Below are 24,485 nucleotides of genomic sequence, written 5' to 3'. Positions count from 1 at the left end.
GGACCCGCCCCGAGAGGAATCAATGAGCACCACCCCCGCCTACACCTTCGTGCTGGACTGGCTCGAACACCAGTTGCGCACGGGCGGGCTGCACGTGGGCGACAAGCTCCCCGCCGAACGCGCGCTCGCCGAGGACTTCGGCATCTCCCGGGCGTCGGTACGGGAGGCCGTGCGGATCCTCGCGGCCATGGGGCTCGTACGGACGGCCACGGGCTCGGGCCCGCAGTCCGGGGCCTCCGTTATCTCGGACCCCTCCGCGGCGCTCGGCTGGGCCCTGCGGATGCACATTGCCACCCGTTCCTTGCCGGTCGCGGACGTGGTGGGCACACGCGTGCTGCTGGAGAGCCACGCGAGTCTTGAGGCGGCGTCGTCGACCGATCCGCACCGGGACGAGATCCTTGCGCAGGCCGGCGAACTGCTCGACCGCATGGACGACCCCGAGGTGAGCGACGCCGAGTTCCACGCGCTGGACGCGCAGTTCCACGTGCGCCTCGCATCCCTGAGCGGGAATGTGGTGCTCGAGACGATCATGGCGTCCCTGCGCGAGGCCACGATCGGGTACGTCCAGGAGACGGTCGCGAAGGTCACGGGCTGGCCGGAGATCCGCGCGCACCTGCAGCAACAGCACCGCGCGATCCTGAGCGCGACCACCGAACGCGACGGCGCCCTGACCGCGCGCCTGCTGCGCGAGCACATCATGTGGTTCTACGGCTTCGTGCCGGACGCGACCGGCACGGCCGACCAGGACCGAGCCAACCACGACCGCGCCGAACAGGACCGGGCCCGGCAGGACTGAGCTGAGCGGGACTGAGCCGGGTAAAAACCGAGCCGAACGGGGCTGAACGGCCCGGCAGCGAACGGTCCCGAGACCGGCCACGTCCGGCCCGGGCGTCGGATCGATGAAGGGGCGCCGTTGACCCGCCCGTCGGAAACTCCCCGGCACTCCCCTGACAAAGGAAAAACCCCGGCGCCTCCTGGCCTGGAGGCGCCGGGGTCAGGCTTGCATCCGCCCTGGCCCGCTGACGCGACGGAGGACCTCGGAACTGCACGCGAGGTGATCCAGGCCTCGCGGAGCTCTGTCACAAGGGGGAACGAGGACCCCCGTCGCGAGTTCAGCGGTCCGCTCCTACTCGGGGCCGTACGCCGTACACTCGCTCGACCCCCGTGGAGCGGTGGACATCTCTTCCGATGTCCACCACTAACTGTGCCGTACCGGGGACCCGCGCCACCATGGCCATTCGGCCAGTCTTCGAGCGTGAACCTGAAGGTAACCTGGGAATCAGGTCAGGCGGGGGTACCGCTCGTCGTCCAGCTCGGGATGCACGAGGCCCCACTGGATGCCCGAGATCAGCACCTGGACCCGATCCCGCACCGCGAGTTTCTCGCACAGATGGGACACGTAGGCCTTCACACTGCCGTGCGAGACGGACATGCGCTCGGCGATCTCATTGTTGTTGAGCCCCTTGGCGATCCACTCGAGCGTTTCGAGTTCGCGCGGCGAGAGCTTGGGCGCGTCCGGGTGGGGTCCCCGGGGTGCGGGTTCGACGGCGCCGGCCGCCGCAGCGCGCAGGTGACCGCGGCGCACGGAGGGCACCGGGACGTCCCCCAACACGTTGTTGGCCAGCGAGCTGGCCACGGACGGGGACAGCGCGAGTTCGTCCTCGCGGATCAGGCTTACGGCGGAGACGATCTCGTCGTGCCGGGCGTCCTTGACGAGGTACCCGGAGGCCCCCGCGCGCAGAGCGGGGACCACGTACTCGAGGGTCGAGAACGTGGTCAGCGCGAGCACCTTGGTCTCCGGGCAGCGCTGCACGATCTCCCCGGTGGCCTCGATCCCGTCCATCCCCGGCATACGGATGTCCATGAGCACCACGTCAGGGCGCAGTTCCAGGCACGTGGCCACGGCCTCCGCGCCGTCCGAGGCCTCCCCCGCGACCTCGAAACCCGGCTCCGCGCGGAACAGGTTTGCGAGGGCGTCACGCATGAGCGGATGATCGTCCACCAAGAGAAGCCTGCACAAATCCATGGCCTGATCATAAACTGAGCGCATGACTGAGCACTCGTCCCCCGTGACCACCACCACTTCGACCCGCACACGCTGGGTGCGCACCGCCACCGCGGCCCTGCTGAGCGGAGCCCTCATCCTCAGCGCGGCGCCGGCGCACGCCGCGTCCCCCACGGTCCCGCGCGGCCCCACGAACGTGATCTGCCACTACTGGCCCGTTCTCTGCCCCAACCGGTGATCCCGGGGGGTACTGCTATCGGGGTGGACCCCGCCCCTCGATCCGGCGGTATGCCGAGCTGGCTGCGTGTCGTCGTGGTGCTCTTCGCCGCGGTGGCACTGCTCGACGACCTGCGGTCCATGCCGTGGTCGTTCATGCCCCCGGCACCCGCCGTGCTCTCGAGCAGTTTCCTGGTCCTGAGCTACGGGGCCGTGGCGCTGCTCGCATGGTCGCCCCTCGCGAGCGCCGTGGCCATCACGCTGTCGTACGTGTTGGCCACGGTCTTGCACGACTACGCCCTGGCCCTGTTGTGCGGGTGCGTCGTGATGGTCGCGGTGCTCGCGATGCTCTCCCGCGGGACTGCGGTGGCCCACCTGGCGGTCACCGCCACGTGGATGGTCGTGTCCGCGGGGGTGCTGCGCAATTCCGATTTCGTGTGGACCGTGGGTATCCCCCTGGGTGTGTCCGCGCTGATCGGTGCGGCCGTGCGGTTCTTCGTGACCCAGTACCGGCTCAACACCCGCCGCCTCGCGGTTCTAGAGGTCACCCACCAGCGGCTGCGGGAGCAGGAACGGCTCGCCCTGGCCCGGGACCTGCACGACGTGGTCGCGCACGAACTGACCCTCGTGACCATGCAGGCTGCGGGGTCCCACCGGCAGCAGGACCCCGGGGAACTGCACCGCACGATCGACATGATGGACTCCGCCGCCCGCTCCGGGCTGCATGAGCTGCGCACGCTGCTGCACATCCTGCGGGACTCCCCCGGCGCCCCGGACGAGCGGGACAGCAGTTCCGGGCTCACCACGGGGTCCCTGTACGGCGTGGCCCGGGCACTCGCGGCGAGCCTCGAACGCGCCGCACTCGTGCCGGAGCTCGAACTGGGTGACGGCCTGGACGAGATCCCCACGTCCATCCGCGGCACCGCGGCCCGGGTGCTGCAGGAGGCCTCGACCAACATGATCAAGTACGCGCCCACGGGTTCCCGGTGCGCCCTGCGGGTGTTCGTCCGGGACGGCGCCGTGCACGTCCACGCCGAGAACCAGATCCGCCGGGGTGCCGGCACCGACTCCGGGCGCAGGGAACTGACCTCCGCGTTCGGGTTGCGCGGCATCCAGGAACGGGTCGCCCTGCTCAACGGTCAGGTGGAGTACGGTCCGCGCAATGCCGTGTGGCACCTGGACGTGCGGATCCCGGTCGTGTGAGTGACACCCCGGACGCCCCGAGGACCGGGACGGACGCGGTCGAGGCCGTGCGCGGCGTCGTCGTCGCGATCCCACCGGGCGCGGTGCTCAGCTACGGGGACGTGGCGGAACTCGCGTGGTTGAGCACCCCGCGGCTCGCGGCGCGGATCATGGCCATGGGCCTGGCCGGGACGGACGTCCCGTGGTGGCGTGTGGTGCGCGCGGACGGCACGCTGCCCGACCACCTGCAGATCACTGCGCGGGAACACTACGAACGCGAAGGCACGCCCCTGCGCGAGACCGACGCCCATTGGGTCCGCGTGGATATGCGCACCGGGCGCTGGGACGGCCGGTGAGCACCGGCGCGTGAGCGCGCCGAGGCATCAGTCTCGACGAAGTAGGACCCGCGCTGCCGCCGGCCTAGCGCCGGGCAGGATCCGTACTGGGCCGGATCAGTACTCGGGCGGGCCGGCGACCTCGAAGAACGGGCCGCGGGCGTCGAACACCCGGCCGGTGAGCCGCTCGTACGCTTCCACGTAGCGCTCGCGCGTCTTGGCCACGACCTCCTCGGGCAGCTCGGGCACGGGGCCCTGGCCGTCCCACCCGGAGGCGTCCGAGCGCAACCAGTCCCGCACGTACTGTTTGTCGAAGGACGGTTGCGGGCGGCCCGGCTTGTAGGTCTCCAGGTCCCAGAACCGTGAGGAGTCAGGGGTGAGCACCTCGTCCCCCAGGGTGATGGCCCCGCGGTAGGAGTCCAGGCCGAACTCCACCTTGGTGTCCGCCACGATGATCCCCCGCTCACGGGCGATCCGCTCGGCGCTCGAGTAGATCTTCAGGGACAGCTCCCGCAACCGGTCCGCCACGGAATTGCCCACCACGTTCGCCATTTCCTGATAGGTGATGGGCTCGTCGTGCTCCCCCAGTTCGGCCTTGCCCGTGGGGGTGAAGATGGGCTGCTCCAGCCGGTCGCCGTCCTCGAGGCCCTCCGGCAGCTCGATCCCGCACACCGACCCGGTGGTGCGGTAGTCCTTGAGCCCGGAGCCGGTGAGATACCCGCGCACGATGTTCTCCACGGGAAACATGGACAGGTTCTTGCACACGACCGCGCGCCCGCGCACGGACTCGTGAACGTCCGTGGTCAGGATGTGGTTCGCGATCCCGTCCAACTGCTGGAACCACCACAGGGACAACTGGGTAAGGATGACGCCCTTGTCCGGGATGGTGGTGGGCAGCACCTGGTCGAACGCGGAGATCCGGTCGCTCGCGACCACGAGCACGGCACCGGCGCGGTACTCGGCGTCGTCGTGGATCGCCACACCCGTGGCGCTGAGGCGGGACTCGTCCGGGACATAGAGTTCCCGGACCTTGCCGGAGTAGACGTGCTTCCAGCCCGGGATCTCGAGGGGTGTGCCGTGCTCGCTCATGCCTGCTCCTCTGCTGTGGTCGCGGTGGGCGCCCCGGTGCGACCCGGTGTCCCGCCCGGGGCGTCCGTGGTGCCGGGACCCGGTTGGCCCCCGGGGACCGTGATCCGTCCCTCGGACGCGACCAGTGCGATGTCGGTGCGGTAGTGCGATCCGGGAAGGGTGATGCGCTCCATCCCACGATAGCCACGCTCGCGCGCTTCCCGCAGGTCCGCCCCGCGGGAGACGACGGCGAGCACGCGCCCGCCTGCCGAGACGATCTCCCCGGCGGCGTTGCGGTCTGTGCCGGCGTGGATGACCCACGTGTCCGGGTCCTGGGCGGCCTCGGCCAGCCCCGTGATCACGTCCCCCTTGCGCGGGGCGCCCGGGTAGTTGTGAGCCGCGAGCACGATGGTCACGGACGCGCCGGAGGCCCACTGGAGCTCCTCGCGCTCGGACAACCGGCCCTGCGCGGCGTCGAGCAGCAGTTCGCCCAGCGGGGTTTCGAGCACCGCCAGGACGGACTGGGTCTCGGGATCGCCGAAGCGCGCGTTGAACTCGATGACCTGGATGCCGCGCTCGGTCACGGCGAGACCGCAGTAGAGCACCCCCACGAAGGGGGTGCCGCGGCGTCGCAGTTCGTCGATCACGGGGCGGGCCACGCGGCGCACGACCTCGTCCGTGAACCCCTCGGGCAGCCACTCGAGCGGCGTGTAGGCGCCCATGCCACCCGTGTTGGGGCCCTGGTCACCGTCGCGGACGCGCTTGAAGTCCTGGGCCGGTTGCAGTGGGACCACGTTCTCGCCGTCGCTGAGCACGAACAGGGACACTTCCGGGCCGTCCAGGAACTCCTCGACGACCACGGCACCCCCCGCGTCAAGGCATTCGCGCGCGTGGGCCTCGGCACGGTCCCGGTCCGGCGTGACCACCACGCCCTTGCCCGCAGCCAACCCGTCGTCCTTAACCACGTAGGGCGCACCGAAACGCTCGAAGGCCGCCCGCACGTCCGCGAGATCCGTCGTGGCCACCGATCGCGCAGTGGGGACACCCGCCGCCGCCATGATCTCCTTGGCGAACGCCTTGGAGCCCTCGATCCGCGCGGCCTGTGCGGACGGACCGAACACGGGGATGCCCGCACGAGTGAGGGCGTCTGCGACACCGGCGACGAGCGGTGCCTCCGGTCCCACGACCACGAGGTCCGCGCCCAACTCCCGAGCCAGCGCGACCACGGCCTCCGGGTCCTGCGCGTTGAGGGGATGCACCGGGACGTCCTGGGCGATCCCCTGGTTACCAGGTGCGCTGTGCACCTCGCTGACGTGCGGGTCCCGTAACAGGGACGTGATCATCGCGTGTTCGCGGCCCCCTGGGCCCACCACCAAAACCTTCACGCGCTCAGCGTATCGGCCACAGCCCCCGCCCGGGCACCGATTGCGCGGGCCACGCTGCCATACTGGAAGGTATGCAGACCTTCAGCTCGGACCAGGCCGTGGAACTCGCCGTGGTGCAACGCAGCGGCTTCGTGGAATCCCGGCACAGCGGATCCGCCGTGGTGCTGGCACCTGACGGATCCGTGGCGTTCTCCGTGGGCGCTCCGGACGAGGCGATCTTCCCGCGCTCGACCCTCAAGCCGTTCCAGGCGATCGCCGCGATGAAGGCCGGGGCCCCGCTGCGCGGCGAGCAGGTGGCGATCGCGGCGGCGTCGCACACCGCCACGTTCGACCACCTGGACGCGGTCAACTCGATCCTCAAGGAGGCCGAGCTGGACCCCGAGGCGCTGCAGTGCCCGCCGGACTGGCCCCAGGACGAGGACACGCGCGCGTGGTTGATCCGCACCGAACGCGGCCGCGACCGCATGTGCATGAACTGTTCGGGCAAGCACGCGGCGTTCCTGCTCGCGTGCGTGACCAACGGGTGGCCCATCGACTCCTACCTGAATCCCGAGCACCCGCTGCAGCAGCTCGTGATCGAGACCATCGAGGAGTTCTCCGGCGAGCGCGCCCAGCACGTGGGCGTGGACGGCTGCGGTGCACCGCTCACGGCGATCACCCTCACCGGCCTCGCCCGCATGTACTCCACGCTGGGGCGCGCCGCACGCAACGTCCAGGCTGACGCCCGCACCGCGACCGTGGCCACGTCCATGCTCGACTACCCCGAGTACGTCCAAGGCCCGGGGCGTTCGAACACCGTGATCATGGAGGAGCTGGACGTGATCACCAAGCTCGGCGCGGAGGGCGTGCTGGGGCTGGGCACCCGTTCCGGGTGGTCCGTGGCCATCAAGATGCTGGACGGTTCCTCGCGCGCCAACTCACTCGTGGGCCTCACGCTGCTCGCGCACGCGGGTGCCGTTTCCCGGGCCGACGCCGATCGCGTCCTCGAACGTGTCACGCACCCGATCACCGGGGCTGGGCGGCCCGTGGGTGCCATCGAGCTCGCCGAGCCGCTGCGGGAACTCCTGGGCTGACCGGCCCCCCGATCCTCAATCCGAGATCCACGATCCCAGAGGTGGGCCATGACGATCCGACGCAAGGTCGACCCGGCGGACGGCAGCCTCGCGCTCGCGCGCTGGCGCCGATCCCCTGACGAGGCCGACCGCCGCACCACGGCCACCGCGGTGCGCTACTGCCTCGAGGAACTCGCGAGTCGCGCGGAGGGCAATTCCGTGGAGGTGCGCGTGCCGCCCTTCGGCGTGACCCAGTGCGTCCCCGGTCCGCGCCACACGCGCGGCACCCCACCCAACGTGGTGGAGACCGACGCCACCACGTGGCTCGCGCTCGCGACCGGACGCGCACGGTGGACCGACAGCGTCCGCGAGGGCAGCGTCGCGGCGTCCGGGACGCGCACCGACCTCAGCGCGTGGCTCCCGCTGTTCGGCTGAGGCACCACCCACGCCCCACCGACGACATCGCGTGGCCCGCGCACGCCCGGATGCGCGATAACCTGGAAACCATGAGTTCCGCCGATCCCGAGACGCCCGCGCCCGCCCCGCAGCCCGGTTCCGCCACCGAACGGATGACGGTGCGCCGCGCCCCCAACATGATCGCGTTCCTCATCACGGGCGCGGCCGTCGGGGCCATCGCGGGACTGCTCGTGGGGGCGCTGGGCCCCGGATCGCTCGCCTACACCCGCGGGGCCATCATCGGGTTCTTCCTCATGACGTTCCTGATCGTGGGTGCGACCGTGGGCGCCGTGGTGGCACTCGTCCTGGACCGGATCTCCCTCAAACGCTCCCGGCACGTGACCGCGGAGGTCCAGGATCTTCACGGGGCGGACGAGCGCCCCGGCACATGAGACACTGTCTGCGTGGTTCGAGCTGACGGAAAACTCTCTCACGACCTCTTTCCCGGAGAAAAAGGCCCCCAGGACGCGTGCGGCGTGTTCGGCGTGTGGGCCCCGGGCGAGGACGTCGCCAAATTGACGTACTACGGCCTGTACGCGCTGCAGCACCGCGGGCAGGAGTCCGCGGGCATCGCGACGTCCGACGGGGAACGGATCTCGGTCTACAAGGACATGGGGCTCGTGTCCCAGGTCTTCGACGAGACCACGCTCAACACCCTCAAGGGGTACCTGGCCGTGGGACATGCGCGCTACTCCACCACGGGTGCGTCCCACTGGGCCAATGCCCAGCCCACCCTGGGTGCCACCCCGCACGGCACGCTCGCGCTCGCGCACAACGGCAACCTGACCAATTCCGCCGAGCTCTACGACCTGCTGCTCGACAAGTCCGGGTTCCCGTCCCGCGGTGAGATCGCCCGGGGCAACACCACGGACACCGCGTTAATCACCGCGCTGCTCGCGGAGCACCCCCTGAACTCGCTCGAGGAGGCGGCCATGATGCTGCTGCCCCGGCTGGTGGGGTCCTTCTGTCTCACGTTCATGGACGAGGCCACACTCTACGCCGCGCGCGATCCCCTGGGCGTGCGTCCCCTCGTGCTGGGCCGACTGGAACGCGGCTGGGTCGTGGCCTCCGAGACCGCTGCGCTGGACATCGTGGGCGCCTCCTTCGTGCGCGAGGTGGAACCCGGTGAGTTCATCGCGATCGACGAGAACGGCCTGCGTTCGCGCCGTTTCGCGGAGGCGAAGCCCGCGGGGTGCGTGTTCGAGTACGTGTACCTGGCCCGCCCCGACACCACAATCGCCGGGCGCTCCGTGTACGAGTCCCGCGTGGAGATGGGCCGACAACTCGCGCGCGAGCACGCCGTGAACGCGGACCTCGTGATGCCCACCCCCGAGTCCGGGACCCCCGCCGCGATCGGATACGCGGAGGCCTCGGGCATCCCGTTCGGACACGGGCTCGTGAAGAACTCCTACGTGGGCCGCACGTTCATCGAGCCCTCGGACACCATCCGTCAGCTCGGGATCCGGCTCAAGCTCAGCCCCCTGCGTTCGATCGTGGCGGGCAAGCGCCTGGTGGTCGTGGACGACTCGATCGTGCGCGGCAACACCCAGCGGGCCCTCGTGCGCATGCTGCGTGAAGCGGGGGCGGCGGAGATCCACGTGCGGATCTCCTCCCCGCCCATCAAGTGGCCGTGCTTCTACGGCATCGACTTCGCGTCCCCCGCGGAGCTGATCGCCAACGGGCTCGCCGTGGAGGACGTCCGCGCCTCCCTGGGCGCCGATTCCCTGGGGTACATCTCCGAGGAGGGGATGATCGAGGCCACCGCCCGCCCCCGTCCCACCCTGTGCACCGCGTGCTTCTCGGGTGATTACCCCACGGCCCTGCCCAAGGCGGACCGGCTCGGCAAGTCCGTGCTGGAATCCCCCGGGGCCCACGCGGAACCCTCCGAGGACCTCGTGGACCCAGCACCGCGCACCGACACCGCCCACGAGGAGACCACCGCATGAGCCAGTCCCGAGCCCACGGCACGGAAGCCGTCACCTACGCGAGCGCGGGGGTGGACGTCGAGGCCGGGGACCGCGCCGTCGAACTCATGAAGTCCGCCGTGAAGGCGACCCACACGTCCGGCGTGGTGGGCGGCGTGGGCGGCTTCGCCGGGCTCTTCGACGTCTCCGAGCTCACCGGCTACCGCAAGCCCTACCTGGCCACGTCCACGGACGGCGTGGGCACCAAGGTCGCGATCGCCCAGTCCCTGGACGTCCACGACACCATCGGGTGGGACCTCGTGGGCATGGTCGTGGACGACATCGTGGTCGTGGGCGCCAAGCCGCTGTTCATGACCGACTACATCGCGACCGGCAAGGTGGTCCCGGAACGCATCGCGGACATCGTGCGGGGCATCGCCGCGGCGTGCGAGGCCGCGGGCACCGCCCTCGTGGGCGGAGAGACCGCCGAGCACCCCGGGCTGCTGGGCGTGGACGAGTACGACGTCGCCGGTGCGGCCACCGGCGTGATCGAGGCGGACGAACTGCTCGGCCCGCAGCGCGTGCGTGACGGGGACGTCGTGATCGGCATGGCGTCCTCCGGGCTGCACTCCAACGGGTACTCCTTGGTGCGCCGGGTCATCAACGTGGCCGGTTGGCAGCTGGACCGCCAGGTCAGCGAACTGGGCCGGACCCTGGGCGAGGAACTGCTCGAACCCACGCGCGTCTACGCGGCGGACGTCCTGGACCTCGCGCGGGCGTTCCCCGTGAACGGTCCGGACGGCACCACGGGCCACGGCGTGCGCGGCTTCTCCCACGTGACCGGCGGTGGTCTCGCGGCCAACCTGGCGCGTGTTCTGCCCGCGGACCTGCAGGCCACGGTGGAGCGCTCCACGTGGTCCCTGCCGCCCGTGTTCCAGCTCGTGGCGCAGCTCGGTCAGGTGCCCCTGGCGGACCTCGAGCGCACGCTCAACCTGGGCGTGGGCATGGTCGCGATCGTGGACCCCGCCGTGGCCGACGCCGCCGTGGCCCATCTCACCGAACGCGGGCTGCCGTCCTGGATCATGGGCCGCGTGGGTCCCGTGGACCCGGATGCCTCCCGCCACGGCAGTGACTGGGTGCAAGGCGCCAAGGGCGTGGCCGGCGGCGGCGTGCTCATGACAGGTGACTACGCCCTCTGAACGCGCACCGAGCGCCCGCGACGCGACGGGCACGCAAGGAACCGCCCACACGCTCGTGTGGGCGGTTCCTTGCTCTGCTGGTCACGATGACGACGCCGCCGCGGTGGCGCGGCGAGCGGATCAGTCGTAGTCCGAGTACTTCTCCGCGTAGGTCGAGTAGTCGTCCTCATCCTCGGGACGTTCCTCGTGATCCATGGCTCGGGAGGACGGTTTGCTGCTGCGCAACTCCCGCTGCAACGCCGAATAGTCGGTCTGCGGGCTGAAGTACTTCATCTCCCGCGCCTGTCGTGTCGCCTTCGCCTTTTGACGGCCGCGCCCCATGGCGTGACCCCCTCTGCGTCTCGTGTCCGATCGGCGGTACCGTGTTGAGCACACAGTACGGCCCCGGAGTGTCTTGTCAGTTTTTCGTGTGTCCAGGGTACATGTTTTGTACGCTTCTCGCGCACCCGCACCCCGTGCGTCCACCCCGGGCGAATCCCGGGCCCTCACGGCGTCGTTCGAGGAAACTCGCGGGGCGAATTCGGCCGGTACAGTGAAACGGCCCCGGCGGCGCAGTCCGCACATTCCCCGCACCAGAGCAGGTTCGCCATGAGCTCATCCCCGCGGAGGGTCCCGCCCTCCGAGAGTCCGTATCCCCATGACACCCACCCGGGCCTGGTCCCCGGGGTCTCGGTGGAGGAGCAGCGGGTGCGCTACCGCACGGACAAGATCACGTTCGGGGTCGCCGGAGCACTGATCGTGGGGTTCGTGGTGTGGGGTGCGGTCTCCACCGAATCGCTCACCACGGTGTCCAAGGGTGCACTGGACGCGGTGGTGACCTACGGCGGATGGGTCTTCACCCTGCTGGCCGCCGTGATGCTGTTGTTCCTGCTCTTCGTGGGGTTCTCACGCTACGGCCGGATCCCTCTGGGCAAGGACGGCGAGGAACCGGCCTACTCCATGGGGTCGTGGATCGCCATGCTCTTCGCGGCGGGGATGGGCGTGGGGCTCATCTTCTTCGGTGTCTACGAACCCGTCACGTACTACATGACCCCTCCCCCGGGACGCGCCGCGGCGGAGAGCTACCACGCGATGCATTCCGCACTCGCACAGACCATCTTCCACTGGGGACTGCAGGCGTGGGCCATCTACGCACTCGTGGGGGCGGCCGTGGGCTACGCGGGCTATCGCCGTGGGCGGCCCCTGCTGATGTCCGCGATCTTCGGCCAGCGCGCGCACCTGAGCGTGGGCGGGCGGCTCATCGACATGTTCGCGATCGTGGGCATCCTCTTCGCGACCTCCGCCTCCCTGGGATTGGGCACGCTGCAGATCGGCCGCGGTCTGCAGATCATCACCGGTCTCGGTGAGGTGGGCAACGCGGTGCTGATCGCGATCATCGCGGTGCTCACGTGCGTGTTCCTGATCTCCGCGGTCTCCGGTGTGGCCAAGGGGATCCGCAGGCTCTCGAACTTCAACATGGTGCTCGCGGCCGTGGTCGCGTTCTTCCTGTTCGTGGCGGGCCCCACCGTGTTCCTGCTGAACTTCATCCCCTCGGTCGTGGGCACGTACTTCGGTGAGATGTTCCAGATGCTGTCCCTCTCCGCGTCCTGGGGCACGGAGGCCGAGGAATTCATGCGCTCGTGGACCCTGTTCTACTGGGCGTGGTGGGTCTCGTGGGCGCCGTTCGTGGGCGTGTTCGTGGCCCGCATCTCCCGCGGGCGCACCCTGCGCCAGTATGTGAGCGTGGTACTGCTGGCACCCACCGTGATCTGTGTGCTCGCGTTCTCCGTCTTCGGCGGCACCGCCATCTGGTTGCAGCACGACGGCGTGGACATCGCGGGTGCCGCGTCCCCCGAGGACATGCTCTTCCGCGTCCTGGACGCCCTGCCGTTCGCGCAGATCACGCCCATTGCGATCATCGTGCTGCTGGCCGTCTTCTTCATGACGTCCGCGGACTCCGCGACGCTCGTGATGGCGTCCATGTCCCAGCAGGGCAAGCCCGAACCGGACCGGAAGATCATCATCTTCTGGGGTGTGGCCCTGGCCGGGGTGTCCTCCGTGATGCTCGCGGTGGGCGGGGCGAACGCCCTGCAGGGTCTGCAGGACCTCGTGACCGTGGCGGCGCTGCCGTTCGCGGTGATCCTGCTGGCCCTGATCCCGGCGTTCCTGCGGGACCTCTCCACCGATCCCATGAGTCTGCGCCACCACTACGCGCGCACGGCGCTCGACAACGCGGTACGCCAGGGCATGGACGAGCACGGGGACGACTTCGCCCTGGAGGTCCGCCACCAGGAGGGCCCCGCCGCGGCCGGTCACGACGTGGACTCCACGGGGGAGCGCATGAGTTCGTGGTACCAGCGCACCGACGAGAACGGTCAGCCCGTGGAGTACGACTACCGTCAGGACACCTACGTGGACGCGCGGCCGGCCGTGGCCGATCAGCCGGCCGCGGGCGAGAGGCCCACCGTGGATGAGCGGTCGCCCCGGAACGGACGACCGCCCGAGCAGCACTAGGCTCTTCGGGCGGTCTCGGTCACCGCGAACGCATCCGCGGTGGCCGGGTGTCACTCGTCGACGATCTCCGCGTCCACGACGTCGTCGCCGCTGTCCCGCACCGCGGCGTCGTGGGCGTGCGCGGCGTCGTCGTCCTGCGGGTCGTCGCCGTGCGAAGCGGTGACAGTCAGGCCGTCCTGGGCGACGTCCGGGTTGACGTCCACGAGCACGGTGTCCCCGTCCGTGATGGCGCCGGAGAGCAGCCCGCGCGCCAAGCGGTCACCGATCTCGCGCTGCACGAGCCGGCGCAGCGGGCGGGCACCGTAGGCGGGGTCGTAGCCCGTGATGCCCAGCCACTCGCTAGCCCCGGGCGTGACCTCCAGGGACAGGCGCCGCTGCTCGAGACGGTGCGCGAGCTGGGCCACCTGGATGTCCACGATCTTGGCCAGGTCCTCGGTGCTCAGCGGGTCGAACATGATGATGTCGTCCAACCGGTTGAGGAACTCCGGCTTGAACGAGGCGTTGACCACGCCCATCACGGCGTTCTTCTTGGCCTCCTCGTCCATGGTGGGATCCACCAGGAACTGGCTGCCCATGTTCGAGGTCAGGATCAGAATCACGTTGCGGAAGTCCACCGTGCGGCCCTGCCCGTCGGTCAGGCGGCCGTCATCCAGGACCTGCAGCAGGATGTCGAAGACCTCGGGATGGGCCTTCTCGACCTCGTCGAGCAGCACCACCGAGTACGGACGACGCCGCACGGCCTCGGTCAGCTGCCCGCCCTCGTCGTAGCCCACGTACCCCGGAGGGGCACCGACCAGGCGTGAGACGGAGTGCTTCTCCGAGTACTCGGACATGTCGATGCGGATCAGGGCGCGCTCGTCGTCGAACTGGAAGTCCGCGAGGGACTTGGCCAGCTCGGTCTTGCCCACGCCCGTGGGACCCAGGAACAGGAACGAGCCGATGGGGCGGTCCGGGTCCGAGATCCCCGCGCGGGAACGCCGTACGGCGTCCGCGACCGCACTCACGGCCGGCTTCTGCCCGATCAGGCGCTTGCCCAGCAGCTGCTCCATGTGCAGCAGTTTGTCGGACTCGCCCTGCAGCATCTTGCCCGCGGGGATACCGGTCCACGCGGAGATCACCTCGGCGATGTCGTCCGCGGTAACCTCCTCCGAGACCATGGTGTCATGCCGGGCCCCGGCCTCCTCCTGCGCCTGTGCGGCGTCCAGGTCCTTCTGCAGAGCCGGGATCTCGCCGTACAGCAAGCGGGAGGCCTCCCCCAGGTCACCGTTGCGCTGGGCGCGTTCGGCCTGCGAGCGCAGGTCGTCGATCTGCGCCTTGAGGTCACCCACGCGGTTGAGTCCGGCCTTCTCGGCCTCCCACCGCGCGTTGAGGGCATCCAGCTCGGCCTCCTTGTCCGCCTTGTCCTGGCGCAGAGCGGCCAGACGTTCGACGGACGCGGGGTCTGTCTCCCCGTCCAGGGCCAGTTCCTCCATGGTCAAGCGGTCCACGGAGCGGCGCAGCTCGTCGATCTCCTCCGGGGCGGAATCGATCTCCATGCGCAACCGGGACGCGGCCTCGTCAATCAGGTCGATGGCCTTGTCCGGGAGCTGACGGCTGGGGATGTAACGCTGGGACAGTTGAGCGGCGGCAACGAGGGCCGAGTCCGCGATCTGCACCTTGTGGTGCGCCTCGTAACGCTCCTTCAACCCGCGCAGGATCGCCACGGTGTCCTCGACCGAGGGCTCCCCCACGTAGACCTGCTGGAACCGACGCTCCAGGGCGGCGTCCTTCTCGATGTTCTCGCGGTACTCGTCCAGCGTGGTGGCACCGATCAGGCGCAGCTCACCGCGGGCCAGCATGGGCTTGAGCATGTTGCCCGCGTCCATGGACCCCTCGGACGCACCCGCGCCCACGACCGTGTGGATCTCGTCGATGAACGTGACGATCTGACCCTCGGACTTCTTGATCTCGTCCAGGACGGCCTTGAGGCGTTCCTCGAACTCCCCGCGGTACTTGGCGCCGGCCACCATGGACCCCAGGTCCAGGGAGATCAAGGTCTTGCCGCGCAGCGACTCGGGTACGTCCCCGGCCACCATGCGCTGGGCGAGGCCCTCGACCACGGCGGTCTTACCCACACCGGGCTCACCGATCAGCACGGGGTTGTTCTTGGTCCGGCGCGAGAGCACCTGGACCACGCGGCGGATCTCCGAGTCACGCCCGATCACGGGATCGAGCTTCCCCTCGCGGGCGATCGCCGTGAGGTCCGTGCCGAACTTCTCGAGGGATTGGAAGGTCCCCTCCGGGTCCGGGCTGGTGACCCGGCGGTCACCGCGCACCTGCGGGATGGCCTGTGCGAGCGCCTCCGTGGTCACGCCCGCAGACTGCAGCGCCTCGGCGGTCTTGTCGCGTCCCGCGGCCAGACCGTAGAGCAGGTGCTCGGTGGAGACGTACTCGTCCTTGAGTTCACGCGCGTAGTTCTCCGCAGCCTGCAGTGCCTGCAGCGCGGTGCGGCTCAGCTGGGGCTGGGCCGTAGAGGTCCCGGATGCGCTGGGCATCTCGTGGATGATGTTGCTCGCCTTGATGGACACGGCGTCCGCGTTGGCACCGGTGGCCTGTAGGACGGCGACGGCCACGCCGTCGCGCTGGTCCATGAGCGCCTTGAGGACGTGGGCGGGCTCGATGTTGGGGTTGCCCGCGGTCGCGGCGTTCGACGCTGCAGCGCTCAGGGCTTCTTGGGACTTGGTCGTGAACTTGGTGTCCACGGCGGCTCCTTCCGACAGTAGTGATGACGTTGACTTCAGTTAACTTGAGTCTACTACGCTCAACCTAATACGGGAAGCCCGATATTCCGCTCAGCGCGAAATGATTTGTCAATTCATTTTCCACTCCGCATTTTCGGCCCACTCGGGTGGAAATAGATTATCGAATGCTCTATACCAATCCCCCGATAATATGTAGCCTTATTAAATCCACCACATGCTGTAGGAAAGGTGCCACTATGAGCAACAACAACGATCAGCGTCGAGCTGGTCAACAGACCCACTCCCAGGGTTCCACCGAGGTCCCGTCCAAGAAGGACGTCGCCGCGGAATCCGGCAAGGTCGAGGCGCAGCAGCTCAAGAACGAGGCGGCTGGATCCGGCCGCCGCGTGAAAGAGACCGCCAAGGAGCAGGCCGTCGCCGCCAAGGACGAGGCCATGGGCCAGGCGCACGACCTGTGGGGCCGCCTCAAGGAAGACCTACAGGGCTACGTGGGCCCGCAGCAGGAGCGCCTCGCATCGACCGTCCGCTCCGTGAGCGACGAGGTGGACGCCATCTCCCAGGGCAAGAAGCCGGAGACCGAGTACGTCAGTGGCCTGCTCGGCAACGCCTCGGGCACCGTGAACTCCCTCGCGTCCTCGCTGGAGAACAAGGACCCGCAGCAGCTACTCGGTGACGTACGCCGCTTCGCCGCCCGCCGTCCCGGGACCTTCCTGGCCATCGCGGCCGGCATCGGTCTGCTCGCCGGGCGCGCCACGCGCAGCGCCAAGGACAGCGACGAGATCGGCAACGACCACCACGACACCGTCGCCCGCACCCAGGCACCCGCGTACGGCACCCCCAGCACGGGTGACACGTACGCGTACCGCAACGACACCCGTGGCGAGGGCACCCGCACCTACACCGACCGGGTTCCCGGCACGGTCTACCCGGATCAGCGCGACGCGCAGGTTCCCGGCACCACGTACCCCGGTCAGGGCGACACCCAGGTCCCCGGCACCACCTACCCCGGACAAGGCAGTGAGCGTCGATGAGTCACCCCATTCCCCCGTCGGAACCCGAAGAGCGGGCGGAGCACGAGTCGCTCGGTGAGATGTTCAAGTCTCTGAGCACCAACCTGACCACCCTGATCCAGCAGGAGATCGCGCTGGCCAAGGCCGAGGCGAACGTGGCGATCCAGAAGGCCACGGACTCCGTAAAGGTCACAGGTAAGGGCGCGGGACTGTTGGGAGGCGCCGGTGTGGCCGGCCACTTCGTGCTCCTGTTCCTATCCCTGGCCCTCATGTGGGCCCTGGGCAACCTGGTGGGTCTTGGCTGGTCGGCCGTGATCGTGGCGGTCATCTGGGCGATCATCGCCGCGATCCTCGCCGCGGTGGGCAAGAAGAACCTGGACCGCGGCAAGCGCAAGATGGCCCAGGCAACCAAGGACCCGCTGTCCCGAACCCGCGAAACCGTCAGCGAAATTCCGGATACCGTGAAGCCTTCCAAGGAGACCCGATGAGCCAGCAGAACCCCGATCAGATCCGCGCCGACATCGAAGCCACCCGTGCACGCCTGAATGCGGACGTGGACGCCGTGGCGGAGAAGGTCACCCCGGAAAAGGTGGTCGACCGTCAGAAGAGCAAGGCCCGCCACAAGATCCAGGACGTCCGCGAGTCCATCATGGGCTCCGCCGAGGACGCCCGGGACACAGGCCGCGACCTTCGTGACGAGGCCTCCCACCGCATGGACCAGGCCGGCGAGGCCATCAGCAGCGCCCCGGCGACCGCCCGGGCCAAGACCCGTGGCAACCCCATGGCCGCGGGTCTGATCGCCCTCGGTGCCGGTTGGTTGATCGGTTCCCTGCTGCCCTCGAGCCAGAAGGAGCAGGAGCTCGTGGCCGAGGCCGCCGACCGCGTCCAGCCGCACCTGCAGAGCGCCATGGATTCCACCAAGGAAGCCGCGCAGGAGATCGCGGACGACCTGAAAAAACCGGCCAAGGAGGCTGCGGAGTCGGTCAAGCAGACCGCGCAGTCCGGCGCCCAGGAGGTCAAGGAGCAGGGTCAGCAGGAAGCCGGCCAGCTCAAGGGCTCCGCGCAGGAGCACGCCAAAAACGTCAAGGACGACACGCAGCGGGCCTGATCCGCTCGTGATCGCACCCGAGGGCCCCTGACCGGGAACGGTCAGGGGCCCTCGGGCCTTTCTCACCCCTGCGTCGGGCATAATGGAGGTGGGACGCGCGTGCGCTCCCCAGAGTTCTCTCCCCACCTGCAGTCTCCGAAGGAACCCGCCGTGGACACCGATTCACCGTCCGATGAGACCACCCCGCGCAAGCCGAGTCGGCTGCAGCGTTTCAACAAGGTGGTGATGCGCTTCGTGGGACCGGCCAACCGCAGCTCCATGAACCTGCGGGGCAACACCGAGATGACCCCCGAGGCCCAGGACTGGTACCGCGACCTCCAGGACGACTACGAGATGGTCAGGGATTCAGACGGCCGCAGCTATCTGCGCCGTCGTGATCGCTAGCGCCCGCGGCACCCGGTCTCACGTCCAGACCCCGGAGGTCCCGCGGCGGTGACTGCCCACCAAGTGGGTGTCCACCATCCCGATCGCTTCCATGAGTGCGTACATGGTCGTGGGACCCACGAACACGAACCCGCGCCGTTTCAGTTCGCGGGACAGGGCCCTGCTCTCATCCGAGGTGGTCGGGACGTCCGCGAAGCGATCGGGATGCGGGGTACTGCTCGGCATGAAGGACCACACGAGGTCCGCCAGACCGCCGTCCTCGCGCAGAGCCACGGTGGCTCGCGCGTTCGTCACGGTCGCCTCGATCTTGCGCCGGTTGCGGATGATCCGCGCGTCCCCCAGGAGCCGCTCGACGTCCCGTTCGTCCATGGCCGCCACGGCCTCCGGGTCGAAGCCGTGAAAGACCTCCCGGAACGCCGGCCGTTTCGCGAGCACCGTGCGCCATGACAGCCCGGATTGGAACGCCTCGAGCGTCACGCGCTCGAACAGCCCGTTCTCGTCCCGCACCGGCACGCCCCACTCGTGGTCGTAGTACTCCCTGAGCAGCGGGTCCGAGGCCGCCCATCTGGGCCGGGCGAGACCGTCCGCACCGATCACGAGATCGGGATCACTCATGCTGCCTCCCCTTCGTGCGCGGTGGGTGCCCGGAGCTCGAAGAGTGCGCACTCGGCGTCGTAGTACGCTCGGCTGAGACCGCGGTGGGTCATGCCCAGGCGATGACACACGGCCTGCGACGCCCGGTTGGCTGGGTGCGTCACGGCGACCACCCGGTCCTGACCGTGCTCGAAGGCGTGGGCCAGCACGGCACGGGCCGCCTCCGTGGCGTATCCGCGTCCCCACGCGCGCGGGTGCAGGTGCCACCCGACCTCCACGTCGGTCGCGGTGTTCGTGCCGGAATCGGGGATCGGCTTGAGCAGCAGGGTCCCCGCGAGGGCGTCGACCGGGTCGACGATGGCCCACACACCGAGCACCGGCTCGTGCGCGTAGCCCTGGTCCCAGCCCCGGATCTTCTCCCGGGCCTGCCCGTCCGAGCTCACGCGCTGCGTGCCGTCCCCGATGTAGCGCTGCACCTCGGCGCGCGCATACAGGTCACGCACGAACGCGGCGTCGTCCGCGCGGTAGGCACGCAGCATGAGTCGCGGCGTGCGCAGCGGCACCGTCACAGTCGTTCCCGGGACGACGACGTCGCGCTCGCCGGCGCGGGCCCGGCACCGGCGGCGTCGGAGTCAGCGTCGAGACCGCGGGGGTGCGCCTCAAGGCGGTCCAGGCACTCGTCCTCCGTGAGGGGCTCACCGCGCAGCCGGCGCGCCGTGACGCGCAGATCCGTGAGCGCGAGCAGCACCAGGGCGACCGCGAGCGCCACGGACAGCACGCCGAAGATGTTGACAAACCCGTAACTCAACTCCACGTACTCGGCGCCGACCGCATGGGTGAACAGGGACTGCATACCGTGGGCGGTGGAATCCGGGAGGAAGAACCCGAAGCACAGCGTGATCACCCATGAGGCCACCGCGGTGAGCATGCCCCGCCGGCTCATGGCGTGGGACGGGTAGCTGAGTGCGTCCCGACGGAACAGCGCCGCCGCGATGACGTGTAACAGCAGGATGGGCAGCCCGATCGCCGCCGCGTAGACCGGGGTGAGGGAGCCGAGCAGACCCGCGACGCCCCGGCCGAAGCCGACCCACAGGGCCAACGCCGCGGCCACCGCGATCATGATTACCGGGAAGGCGCCGGACAGCGCGGATCCCGGTCTGTGATGGGCGGACGCGGGATCGGAAGCACTCATACGCCCATCGTAGGGCGCGGTCCGTGTCGGGGCGGGCACGTACCGTGGGGTCATGAGCACCCACGACTTCCCGCAGGCCGTCCTCTTCGACCATGACGGCACCCTGGTGGACACCGAACCGCTGTGGGAACTGGGCAAACAGCGGATCGTGGCCGCGCACGGGGGTGAGTGGACCGAGCGGGACACCCAGGACACCCTGGGCAGGCCGCTCGCGACCACCGTGGAGCGGTTGAGCGCGCTGGGCGTACCGGGGTCGCTGGACGAGGTCTACCGCGAGTTCTACGGGGTGCTGCAGGCGGTGTTGGAGGAGAACCCGCCCACGTTCATTCCCGGGGTCGTACCTCTCCTGGAGGACCTGGAGCGTGCCGGGATCCCCGCGGCGATCGTCACGAACGCGACCTCCGAGGTGGCCCGCTACACCGCGTCCCTGGCCCCGGACAACCTGTTCCGGGTGATCATCGGGGACCAGGAGGTGGCCCAGGGTGTCAGGCCCAAACCGGATCCGGACGCGTACCTCGAGGCCGCCAGGCGTCTGGGCGTGGCGCCCGGGGCGTGCGTGGTCGTGGAGGATTCGCCCTCCGGCGCGGCGTCCGGCGTGGCCGCGGGGATCACCACGGTCGTGGTCCCGGGGGTGCAGCAGGTCCTGCCCGGACCCGGCATCGTGCACGTGGCCGATCACGCGGCGCTCACCCTGGACTTCCTGCGCGGCCTGGCCCCTGCATAGCGCGGCGGCATCCCGACGACGCCGCCTCCGGCCCCGGGGTTCGCCGGTAAACTGGGGTCCCATATCTCACTCCCGATGCTTCCGAAAGGTGGCCATGTCCTACCCCCTGGCTGTGCTCTTCGACCACGACGGCACCCTCGTGAACACGGAGCCCCAGTGGGCGGCCGCCAAGCGCAAGGTCGCGCAGCGGTACGACCAGAGCTGGACCGTGGAGGACGATCACGCGACCCTCGGGGGGACCGTGCCGGATGCGGCCCGCAAGTTCGTGGAACGCGGGGCCACCGATTCCGTCGAGGACATCACGCAGCAACTCGCCGAGCACGTGATCGACAGCATGGGCGACCGTGTACCCTTCCTGCCCGGCATGCGCTCGCTGTTGAGCGAACTGAGCGAGGCCGGTATCCCGGCGGCGATCGTCACGAACGCGCTGAGCTCGGTCGCGGGGACCACCGCCGCTGGTGCCCCGGACGTGCTCACCCGGATCGTCTCCCAGGACGACGTGACCCGTCCCAAGCCGGATCCCGAACCGTACCTCACGGGTGCCGAACTGCTCGGGGTCGCCCCGCGGAATTGCGTGGCCATTGAGGACTCGGAACCGGGGGTGCGCAGTGCGGTTGCCGCGGGCATGACCGTGGTGGTCGTCCCGGGTGACAAGCCCGTCCCTGACGGCCCGCACCGGGTGTTCGTCAACGCGCACGAGGACGTCACCCTGGACTTCCTGCGCTCGCTCACTCCTCCGGAGTAGGCCCGCGGGCATGATGCCGGAACCGCCCCGGCCCGAACCAGCAATAGAGAACTCCCGGTCCGATGACTCATCGGACCGGGAGTTCTCCACTGGGAAGCGCAGTTCCGCGAGCACCGTTCCACCCCGGGGTCGAGGTGGGACAGCGCTCGCGGCGACCCTCGCCGAGCGATCAGCGAGTGGGCTGACCCGCCCGGTTGTTCTCACGACGCCGCTGCGCCGCCGCCGTGGCGCGGTCCGGAACCCGGTCCGCCCCGTGGCCGCGCTGGGCGGAACCGCCGCGGGCGGAGCGGGACGCGCCGGTGCGTACGCTACCGGAGGCCGCGCCATCGACGCTGCCACCGCGGCGTCGTTCGCTGGAGCGAGCCTGCGAACGCCCGTTCGAGGGACCGCGCCCGGCACCGGCGTCGTCGGAACGAGTACCGTTGCCGCGTCCGGCGGCCTGAGCGGAACCGCGACCGCGGCCCCGGCCCGAACCGCCACGGCCACCGCGGCGGGACCCGGAGGCACCCCCGCCGGAACGGGAAGCGGAAGGCGAGCCACCGGTCGCGCCGGCCGGGGTGGCACCCGGCGCAACGCGCTCGGCGCGCTCGCCCACGAGGTCCTTCACGACCTCGGAACCGGGTGCGACCTGGTCCACGCGGGGCGTGACACCGGCCTTCTTCATGAGCTTGTTGACGTCCGAGCGCTCCTCGGTGGTCGCGATCGTGATCACGGACCCGGAGGCGCCGGCCCGCGCCGTGCGGCCGGAACGGTGCAGGTAGGACTTGTGCTCGGCGGGCGGGTCGATGTGCACGACGAGTTCGACGTCGTCCACGTGGACACCGCGCGCGGCCACGTCCGTGGCCACGAGGACCCGCACGTCACCCGCGGAGAACGCGGCGAGATTGCGGTCCCGCGCGCCCTGGGACAGGTTACCCTGCAGGTCCACCGCGGGGATCCCGGCCTGACTGAGCTTCTTGGCCATCTTCTTGGCGCGGTACTTGGTGCGGGTGAACATCATCCGCCGGCCGGTGCCCGACGCGAGGGTCTCGATCAGCGCTTGCTTGTGATCGCTGTCGGTGACCAGGACGTGGTGGTCCATGGTGGTCACCGCGGCCTGGGCGTTGTCCGCCGAGTGCAGCACCGGGTCCTTGAGGAACTTCTTGACCAGGATGTCCACGCCGTTGTCCAGGGTCGCGGAGAACAGCAACCGCTGGGAGCCCTTGGGGGTGCGGGACAGGATCCGGGTGACCACGGGCAGGAAGCCCATGTCGGCCATGTGGTCGGCCTCGTCCAGGACGGTCACGCGGACGTCGTCGAGCGTGAGCAGACCTTGCTTGATGAGGTCCTCGAGCCGGCCCGGGCAGGCCACGACGATGTCCACACCGCCCGCGAGCGCCTTCTCCTGGTGCTTCTGGGAGACACCGCCGAAGATCACGGTGGTGTTCAGCCCCGCGGCCTTGGCCAGGGGAGCCACGGTGCGATCGATCTGGGTCGCGAGCTCACGCGTGGGAGCCAGCACCAGGCCGGTGGGGCGGTTCGCCCGGCGGGCCACGCGGGACGAGCCGGGGGCGAGTCCCGCGAGCCGGGACACGAGCGGCAGCGCGAACGCGACCGTCTTGCCCGAGCCGGTGCGGCCGCGGCCGAGCACGTCACGCCCGGACAGCGAATCGGGGAGAGTTTTCTCTTGGATGGGGAAAGCTTCCGTGATGCCCACGCGGGCGAGGTCAGCGGAAAGCGCCTCGGATACACCGAGGTCTTCGAAGGAATGAGACAAAGAACGTCTTTCAGGTTGGTCCGCGCGAAACGATTCCGCGCGCACGCGCCATGTTGGGTCGCGAACTGCGCGCCTCGGACCGGCGCGCCTCTACCCCGCAATGTGTACGGGGGAACCTGATCATTCTACACGCGTGCCGGAACACCCGTGACCCGCGGGTGTCGCCGCTACTCAGACCGCCGTGTACCCGCCGTCCACCAGGAAGTAGCCCCCGGTGATGAAGGACGCGCCGTCCGAGAGCAGGAACGTGGTCAGCTGAGCCACTTCCTGCGAGGTGCCCAGCCGCCCCATGGGGTGCTTGTCGATCAGTTCCGACAGCGTCTGCGGGGGCAGGTTCTTGAGCAGCGGGGTGTCGATGTAGGCGGGACCCACCGCGTTCACGCGTACGCCGCGTCGGGCGTAGTCCACGCCCGTCTGCTTGGTGAGACCCACGAGACCGTGCTTGGCCGCGGTGTACGCGCTGTTGCCCACGGCGGTGGCCACGGTGGAATGGATGGAGCCGATGTTCACGATGGCCCCTCCCCCGTGCTGTTCGATCACGGGCAGCTGGGCGTGCATCCCGTAGGCCACGCCGGTGAGATCGATCGCGAGCGTGCGCTCCCACGCCTCGATATCGGTCTCCCCGAGGGCCTCCATCTGCCCGCCCACGCCGGCATTGTTCACGGCGTAGTGCAGTCCGCCGTAGGTCTGCACCGCGAAGTCGACGGCGGCCACGGCGTCCTCGCGCTTGGAGACGTCCTGGTGGATCCCGGCGGCGTCCCCGCCGTCCGCCATGATGGCCTGGACCACGTCGCCGATCCCGGTGGAATCAATGTCCGTGACCACCACCTTGGCGCCCCGCCGGGCCAGGTGTTTGGCAATGGCCTCACCGATACCGGAGGCGGCGCCGGTGACCAGCGCGACACGGGACGTGAACTCTGGCATGACAACTCCTGG

26 protein-coding genes are annotated in these 24,485 nt (G+C 69.5%); 16 read left to right on the top strand and 10 right to left on the bottom strand.

Annotation, left to right across the window (positions count from 1 at the left end):
• The first annotated feature begins 22 nt into the window (after nucleotides 1–22).
• Nucleotides 23–796, top strand: a complete 774-nt coding sequence (locus tag Q9R22_RS06765) for a FadR/GntR family transcriptional regulator (protein ID WP_131332338.1) — start codon at nucleotides 23–25, stop codon at nucleotides 794–796.
• A 483-nt stretch (nucleotides 797–1,279) separates the two neighbouring features.
• Here the strand turns inward: Q9R22_RS06765 and Q9R22_RS06760 are convergent, their stop codons facing one another.
• Nucleotides 1,280–2,026 (bottom strand): response regulator transcription factor, encoded by a 747-nt coding sequence (locus tag Q9R22_RS06760; RefSeq protein WP_035964139.1) that lies wholly within the window; start codon nucleotides 2,024–2,026, stop codon nucleotides 1,280–1,282.
• A gap of 22 nt (nucleotides 2,027–2,048) precedes the next feature.
• On the opposite strand from Q9R22_RS06760, the gene Q9R22_RS06755 reads away from it, so the two are divergent.
• The 3 genes from Q9R22_RS06755 to Q9R22_RS06745 are packed head-to-tail and all read left to right on the top strand — an operon-like array spanning nucleotide 2,049 to nucleotide 3,759.
• The gene (locus Q9R22_RS06755; protein ID WP_064846363.1) at nucleotides 2,049–2,243 is read left to right on the top strand and encodes a hypothetical protein; all 195 of its coding nucleotides are present in this window, start codon (nucleotides 2,049–2,051) and stop codon (nucleotides 2,241–2,243) included.
• 50 nt (nucleotides 2,244–2,293) lie between these two features.
• Nucleotides 2,294–3,424 (top strand): sensor histidine kinase, encoded by a 1,131-nt coding sequence (locus tag Q9R22_RS06750; RefSeq protein WP_131332337.1) that lies wholly within the window; start codon nucleotides 2,294–2,296, stop codon nucleotides 3,422–3,424.
• Nucleotides 3,421–3,759, top strand: coding sequence for an MGMT family protein (locus Q9R22_RS06745; RefSeq protein ID WP_231885550.1), 339 nt, complete (start codon nucleotides 3,421–3,423; stop codon nucleotides 3,757–3,759). The genes Q9R22_RS06750 and Q9R22_RS06745 overlap by 4 nt, the downstream gene beginning before the upstream one ends.
• A gap of 96 nt (nucleotides 3,760–3,855) precedes the next feature.
• Here the strand turns inward: Q9R22_RS06745 and Q9R22_RS06740 are convergent, their stop codons facing one another.
• Together Q9R22_RS06740 and purD are read right to left on the bottom strand one after the other, a co-directional pair.
• The gene (locus Q9R22_RS06740) at nucleotides 3,856–4,827 is read right to left on the bottom strand and encodes a phosphoribosylaminoimidazolesuccinocarboxamide synthase (RefSeq protein WP_131332336.1); all 972 of its coding nucleotides are present in this window, start codon (nucleotides 4,825–4,827) and stop codon (nucleotides 3,856–3,858) included.
• Nucleotides 4,824–6,191, bottom strand: coding sequence for a phosphoribosylamine--glycine ligase (purD, locus tag Q9R22_RS06735; RefSeq protein WP_131332335.1), 1,368 nt, complete (start codon nucleotides 6,189–6,191; stop codon nucleotides 4,824–4,826). The genes Q9R22_RS06740 and purD overlap by 4 nt, the downstream gene beginning before the upstream one ends.
• Nucleotides 6,192–6,262: 71 nt before the next feature.
• On the opposite strand from purD, the gene Q9R22_RS06730 reads away from it, so the two are divergent.
• From Q9R22_RS06730 to purM, 5 genes are all read left to right on the top strand, one after another.
• A complete protein-coding gene (locus Q9R22_RS06730; RefSeq protein WP_131332334.1) occupies nucleotides 6,263–7,264 on the top strand; it encodes an asparaginase in 1,002 nt (333 codons plus the stop codon).
• 48 nt (nucleotides 7,265–7,312) lie between these two features.
• Nucleotides 7,313–7,678, top strand: a complete 366-nt coding sequence (locus tag Q9R22_RS06725) for a sterol carrier family protein (RefSeq protein WP_064846357.1) — start codon at nucleotides 7,313–7,315, stop codon at nucleotides 7,676–7,678.
• Nucleotides 7,679–7,749: 71 nt separating this feature from the next.
• Nucleotides 7,750–8,091, top strand: coding sequence for a hypothetical protein (locus Q9R22_RS06720; protein WP_098053801.1), 342 nt, complete (start codon nucleotides 7,750–7,752; stop codon nucleotides 8,089–8,091).
• Nucleotides 8,092–8,103: 12 nt separating this feature from the next.
• Nucleotides 8,104–9,645 (top strand): amidophosphoribosyltransferase, encoded by a 1,542-nt coding sequence (gene purF / locus Q9R22_RS06715; RefSeq protein ID WP_131332333.1) that lies wholly within the window; start codon nucleotides 8,104–8,106, stop codon nucleotides 9,643–9,645.
• Nucleotides 9,642–10,802: a phosphoribosylformylglycinamidine cyclo-ligase gene (gene purM, locus Q9R22_RS06710; protein WP_064846354.1), complete on the top strand. Its 1,161-nt coding sequence runs from the start codon at nucleotides 9,642–9,644 to the stop codon at nucleotides 10,800–10,802. The genes purF and purM overlap by 4 nt, the downstream gene beginning before the upstream one ends.
• A gap of 120 nt (nucleotides 10,803–10,922) precedes the next feature.
• Here purM and Q9R22_RS06705 read toward each other — a convergent pair whose 3' ends face one another.
• Nucleotides 10,923–11,123: a DUF3073 domain-containing protein gene (locus Q9R22_RS06705; RefSeq protein ID WP_064846353.1), complete on the bottom strand. Its 201-nt coding sequence runs from the start codon at nucleotides 11,121–11,123 to the stop codon at nucleotides 10,923–10,925.
• A 267-nt stretch (nucleotides 11,124–11,390) separates the two neighbouring features.
• Between Q9R22_RS06705 and Q9R22_RS06700 the strand changes: the two genes are divergently transcribed.
• Nucleotides 11,391–13,295: a BCCT family transporter gene (locus tag Q9R22_RS06700; RefSeq protein ID WP_131332332.1), complete on the top strand. Its 1,905-nt coding sequence runs from the start codon at nucleotides 11,391–11,393 to the stop codon at nucleotides 13,293–13,295.
• Nucleotides 13,296–13,345: 50 nt separating this feature from the next.
• Here Q9R22_RS06700 and clpB read toward each other — a convergent pair whose 3' ends face one another.
• Complete coding sequence (gene clpB / locus Q9R22_RS06695; RefSeq protein ID WP_131332331.1) at nucleotides 13,346–16,036, bottom strand: ATP-dependent chaperone ClpB; 2,691 nt, start codon at nucleotides 16,034–16,036, stop codon at nucleotides 13,346–13,348.
• A 236-nt stretch (nucleotides 16,037–16,272) separates the two neighbouring features.
• On the opposite strand from clpB, the gene Q9R22_RS06690 reads away from it, so the two are divergent.
• From Q9R22_RS06690 to Q9R22_RS06675, 4 genes are all read left to right on the top strand, one after another.
• A complete protein-coding gene (locus tag Q9R22_RS06690; RefSeq protein ID WP_064846350.1) occupies nucleotides 16,273–17,067 on the top strand; it encodes a hypothetical protein in 795 nt (264 codons plus the stop codon).
• The gene (locus Q9R22_RS06685) at nucleotides 17,064–17,534 is read left to right on the top strand and encodes a phage holin family protein (RefSeq protein WP_131332330.1); all 471 of its coding nucleotides are present in this window, start codon (nucleotides 17,064–17,066) and stop codon (nucleotides 17,532–17,534) included. Before Q9R22_RS06690 ends, Q9R22_RS06685 begins: the two co-directional genes overlap by 4 nt.
• Nucleotides 17,531–18,154, top strand: a complete 624-nt coding sequence (locus tag Q9R22_RS06680; RefSeq protein WP_131332329.1) for a DUF3618 domain-containing protein — start codon at nucleotides 17,531–17,533, stop codon at nucleotides 18,152–18,154. Before Q9R22_RS06685 ends, Q9R22_RS06680 begins: the two co-directional genes overlap by 4 nt.
• A gap of 150 nt (nucleotides 18,155–18,304) precedes the next feature.
• Nucleotides 18,305–18,538, top strand: coding sequence for a hypothetical protein (locus Q9R22_RS06675; RefSeq protein WP_131332328.1), 234 nt, complete (start codon nucleotides 18,305–18,307; stop codon nucleotides 18,536–18,538).
• Nucleotides 18,539–18,556: 18 nt separating this feature from the next.
• Here Q9R22_RS06675 and Q9R22_RS06670 read toward each other — a convergent pair whose 3' ends face one another.
• From Q9R22_RS06670 to Q9R22_RS06660, 3 genes are read right to left on the bottom strand one after another with little or no spacing between them, the layout of a single operon-like run.
• On the bottom strand, nucleotides 18,557–19,153 hold the full coding sequence (locus Q9R22_RS06670) for a DNA-3-methyladenine glycosylase I (RefSeq protein WP_131332327.1): 597 nt from the start codon (nucleotides 19,151–19,153) through the stop codon (nucleotides 18,557–18,559).
• A complete protein-coding gene (locus Q9R22_RS06665) occupies nucleotides 19,150–19,701 on the bottom strand; it encodes a GNAT family N-acetyltransferase (protein WP_276401452.1) in 552 nt (183 codons plus the stop codon). Before Q9R22_RS06665 ends, Q9R22_RS06670 begins: the two co-directional genes overlap by 4 nt.
• Nucleotides 19,698–20,324 carry a hypothetical protein gene (locus Q9R22_RS06660; protein ID WP_242670581.1) on the bottom strand — a complete coding sequence of 209 codons (627 nt, stop codon included), beginning with the start codon at nucleotides 20,322–20,324 and terminating at the stop codon, nucleotides 19,698–19,700. Before Q9R22_RS06660 ends, Q9R22_RS06665 begins: the two co-directional genes overlap by 4 nt.
• A 52-nt stretch (nucleotides 20,325–20,376) precedes the next feature.
• On the opposite strand from Q9R22_RS06660, the gene Q9R22_RS06655 reads away from it, so the two are divergent.
• Together Q9R22_RS06655 and Q9R22_RS06650 are read left to right on the top strand one after the other, a co-directional pair.
• Nucleotides 20,377–21,048: an HAD family phosphatase gene (locus tag Q9R22_RS06655; RefSeq protein WP_131332326.1), complete on the top strand. Its 672-nt coding sequence runs from the start codon at nucleotides 20,377–20,379 to the stop codon at nucleotides 21,046–21,048.
• Between the two features lie 94 nt (nucleotides 21,049–21,142).
• Nucleotides 21,143–21,793, top strand: coding sequence for an HAD family phosphatase (locus tag Q9R22_RS06650; RefSeq protein ID WP_131332325.1), 651 nt, complete (start codon nucleotides 21,143–21,145; stop codon nucleotides 21,791–21,793).
• 169 nt (nucleotides 21,794–21,962) lie between these two features.
• Here the strand turns inward: Q9R22_RS06650 and Q9R22_RS06645 are convergent, their stop codons facing one another.
• Together Q9R22_RS06645 and Q9R22_RS06640 are read right to left on the bottom strand one after the other, a co-directional pair.
• The gene (locus Q9R22_RS06645) at nucleotides 21,963–23,549 is read right to left on the bottom strand and encodes a DEAD/DEAH box helicase (RefSeq protein WP_131332324.1); all 1,587 of its coding nucleotides are present in this window, start codon (nucleotides 23,547–23,549) and stop codon (nucleotides 21,963–21,965) included.
• A gap of 171 nt (nucleotides 23,550–23,720) precedes the next feature.
• Nucleotides 23,721–24,473, bottom strand: a complete 753-nt coding sequence (locus Q9R22_RS06640; protein ID WP_131332323.1) for an SDR family NAD(P)-dependent oxidoreductase — start codon at nucleotides 24,471–24,473, stop codon at nucleotides 23,721–23,723.
• Between the last annotated feature and the right edge of the window lie 12 nt (nucleotides 24,474–24,485).

It is taken from the genome of Kocuria sp. PD6 (assembly GCF_031844145.1).
GTDB classification, from domain to species: Bacteria; Actinomycetota; Actinomycetes; order Actinomycetales; family Micrococcaceae; genus Kocuria; species Kocuria marina.
Note: the sequence above shows the minus strand (reverse complement) of the source record. Positions and strands in the feature narration are given on the sequence as shown.

What these genes read in the sequence shown, in the direction of transcription:
- Q9R22_RS06765 (WP_131332338.1), top strand. Translation starts at nt 23, where the DNA reads ATGAGCACCACCCCCGCCTACACCTTCGTGCTGGACTGGCTCGAACAC.
- Q9R22_RS06760 (WP_035964139.1), bottom strand. Translation starts at nt 2,026, where the DNA reads ATGGATTTGTGCAGGCTTCTCTTGGTGGACGATCATCCGCTCATGCGT.
- Q9R22_RS06755 (WP_064846363.1), top strand. Translation starts at nt 2,049, where the DNA reads ATGACTGAGCACTCGTCCCCCGTGACCACCACCACTTCGACCCGCACA.
- Q9R22_RS06750 (WP_131332337.1), top strand. Translation starts at nt 2,294, where the DNA reads ATGCCGAGCTGGCTGCGTGTCGTCGTGGTGCTCTTCGCCGCGGTGGCA.
- Q9R22_RS06740 (WP_131332336.1), bottom strand. Translation starts at nt 4,827, where the DNA reads ATGAGCGAGCACGGCACACCCCTCGAGATCCCGGGCTGGAAGCACGTC.
- Q9R22_RS06730 (WP_131332334.1), top strand. Translation starts at nt 6,263, where the DNA reads ATGCAGACCTTCAGCTCGGACCAGGCCGTGGAACTCGCCGTGGTGCAA.
- Q9R22_RS06725 (WP_064846357.1), top strand. Translation starts at nt 7,313, where the DNA reads ATGACGATCCGACGCAAGGTCGACCCGGCGGACGGCAGCCTCGCGCTC.
- Q9R22_RS06720 (WP_098053801.1), top strand. Translation starts at nt 7,750, where the DNA reads ATGAGTTCCGCCGATCCCGAGACGCCCGCGCCCGCCCCGCAGCCCGGT.
- purM (WP_064846354.1), top strand. Translation starts at nt 9,642, where the DNA reads ATGAGCCAGTCCCGAGCCCACGGCACGGAAGCCGTCACCTACGCGAGC.
- Q9R22_RS06705 (WP_064846353.1), bottom strand. Translation starts at nt 11,123, where the DNA reads ATGGGGCGCGGCCGTCAAAAGGCGAAGGCGACACGACAGGCGCGGGAG.
- Q9R22_RS06700 (WP_131332332.1), top strand. Translation starts at nt 11,391, where the DNA reads ATGAGCTCATCCCCGCGGAGGGTCCCGCCCTCCGAGAGTCCGTATCCC.
- Q9R22_RS06690 (WP_064846350.1), top strand. Translation starts at nt 16,273, where the DNA reads ATGAGCAACAACAACGATCAGCGTCGAGCTGGTCAACAGACCCACTCC.
- Q9R22_RS06685 (WP_131332330.1), top strand. Translation starts at nt 17,064, where the DNA reads ATGAGTCACCCCATTCCCCCGTCGGAACCCGAAGAGCGGGCGGAGCAC.
- Q9R22_RS06680 (WP_131332329.1), top strand. Translation starts at nt 17,531, where the DNA reads ATGAGCCAGCAGAACCCCGATCAGATCCGCGCCGACATCGAAGCCACC.
- Q9R22_RS06670 (WP_131332327.1), bottom strand. Translation starts at nt 19,153, where the DNA reads ATGAGTGATCCCGATCTCGTGATCGGTGCGGACGGTCTCGCCCGGCCC.
- Q9R22_RS06660 (WP_242670581.1), bottom strand. Translation starts at nt 20,324, where the DNA reads ATGAGTGCTTCCGATCCCGCGTCCGCCCATCACAGACCGGGATCCGCG.
- Q9R22_RS06655 (WP_131332326.1), top strand. Translation starts at nt 20,377, where the DNA reads ATGAGCACCCACGACTTCCCGCAGGCCGTCCTCTTCGACCATGACGGC.
- Q9R22_RS06650 (WP_131332325.1), top strand. Translation starts at nt 21,143, where the DNA reads ATGTCCTACCCCCTGGCTGTGCTCTTCGACCACGACGGCACCCTCGTG.
- Q9R22_RS06640 (WP_131332323.1), bottom strand. Translation starts at nt 24,473, where the DNA reads ATGCCAGAGTTCACGTCCCGTGTCGCGCTGGTCACCGGCGCCGCCTCC.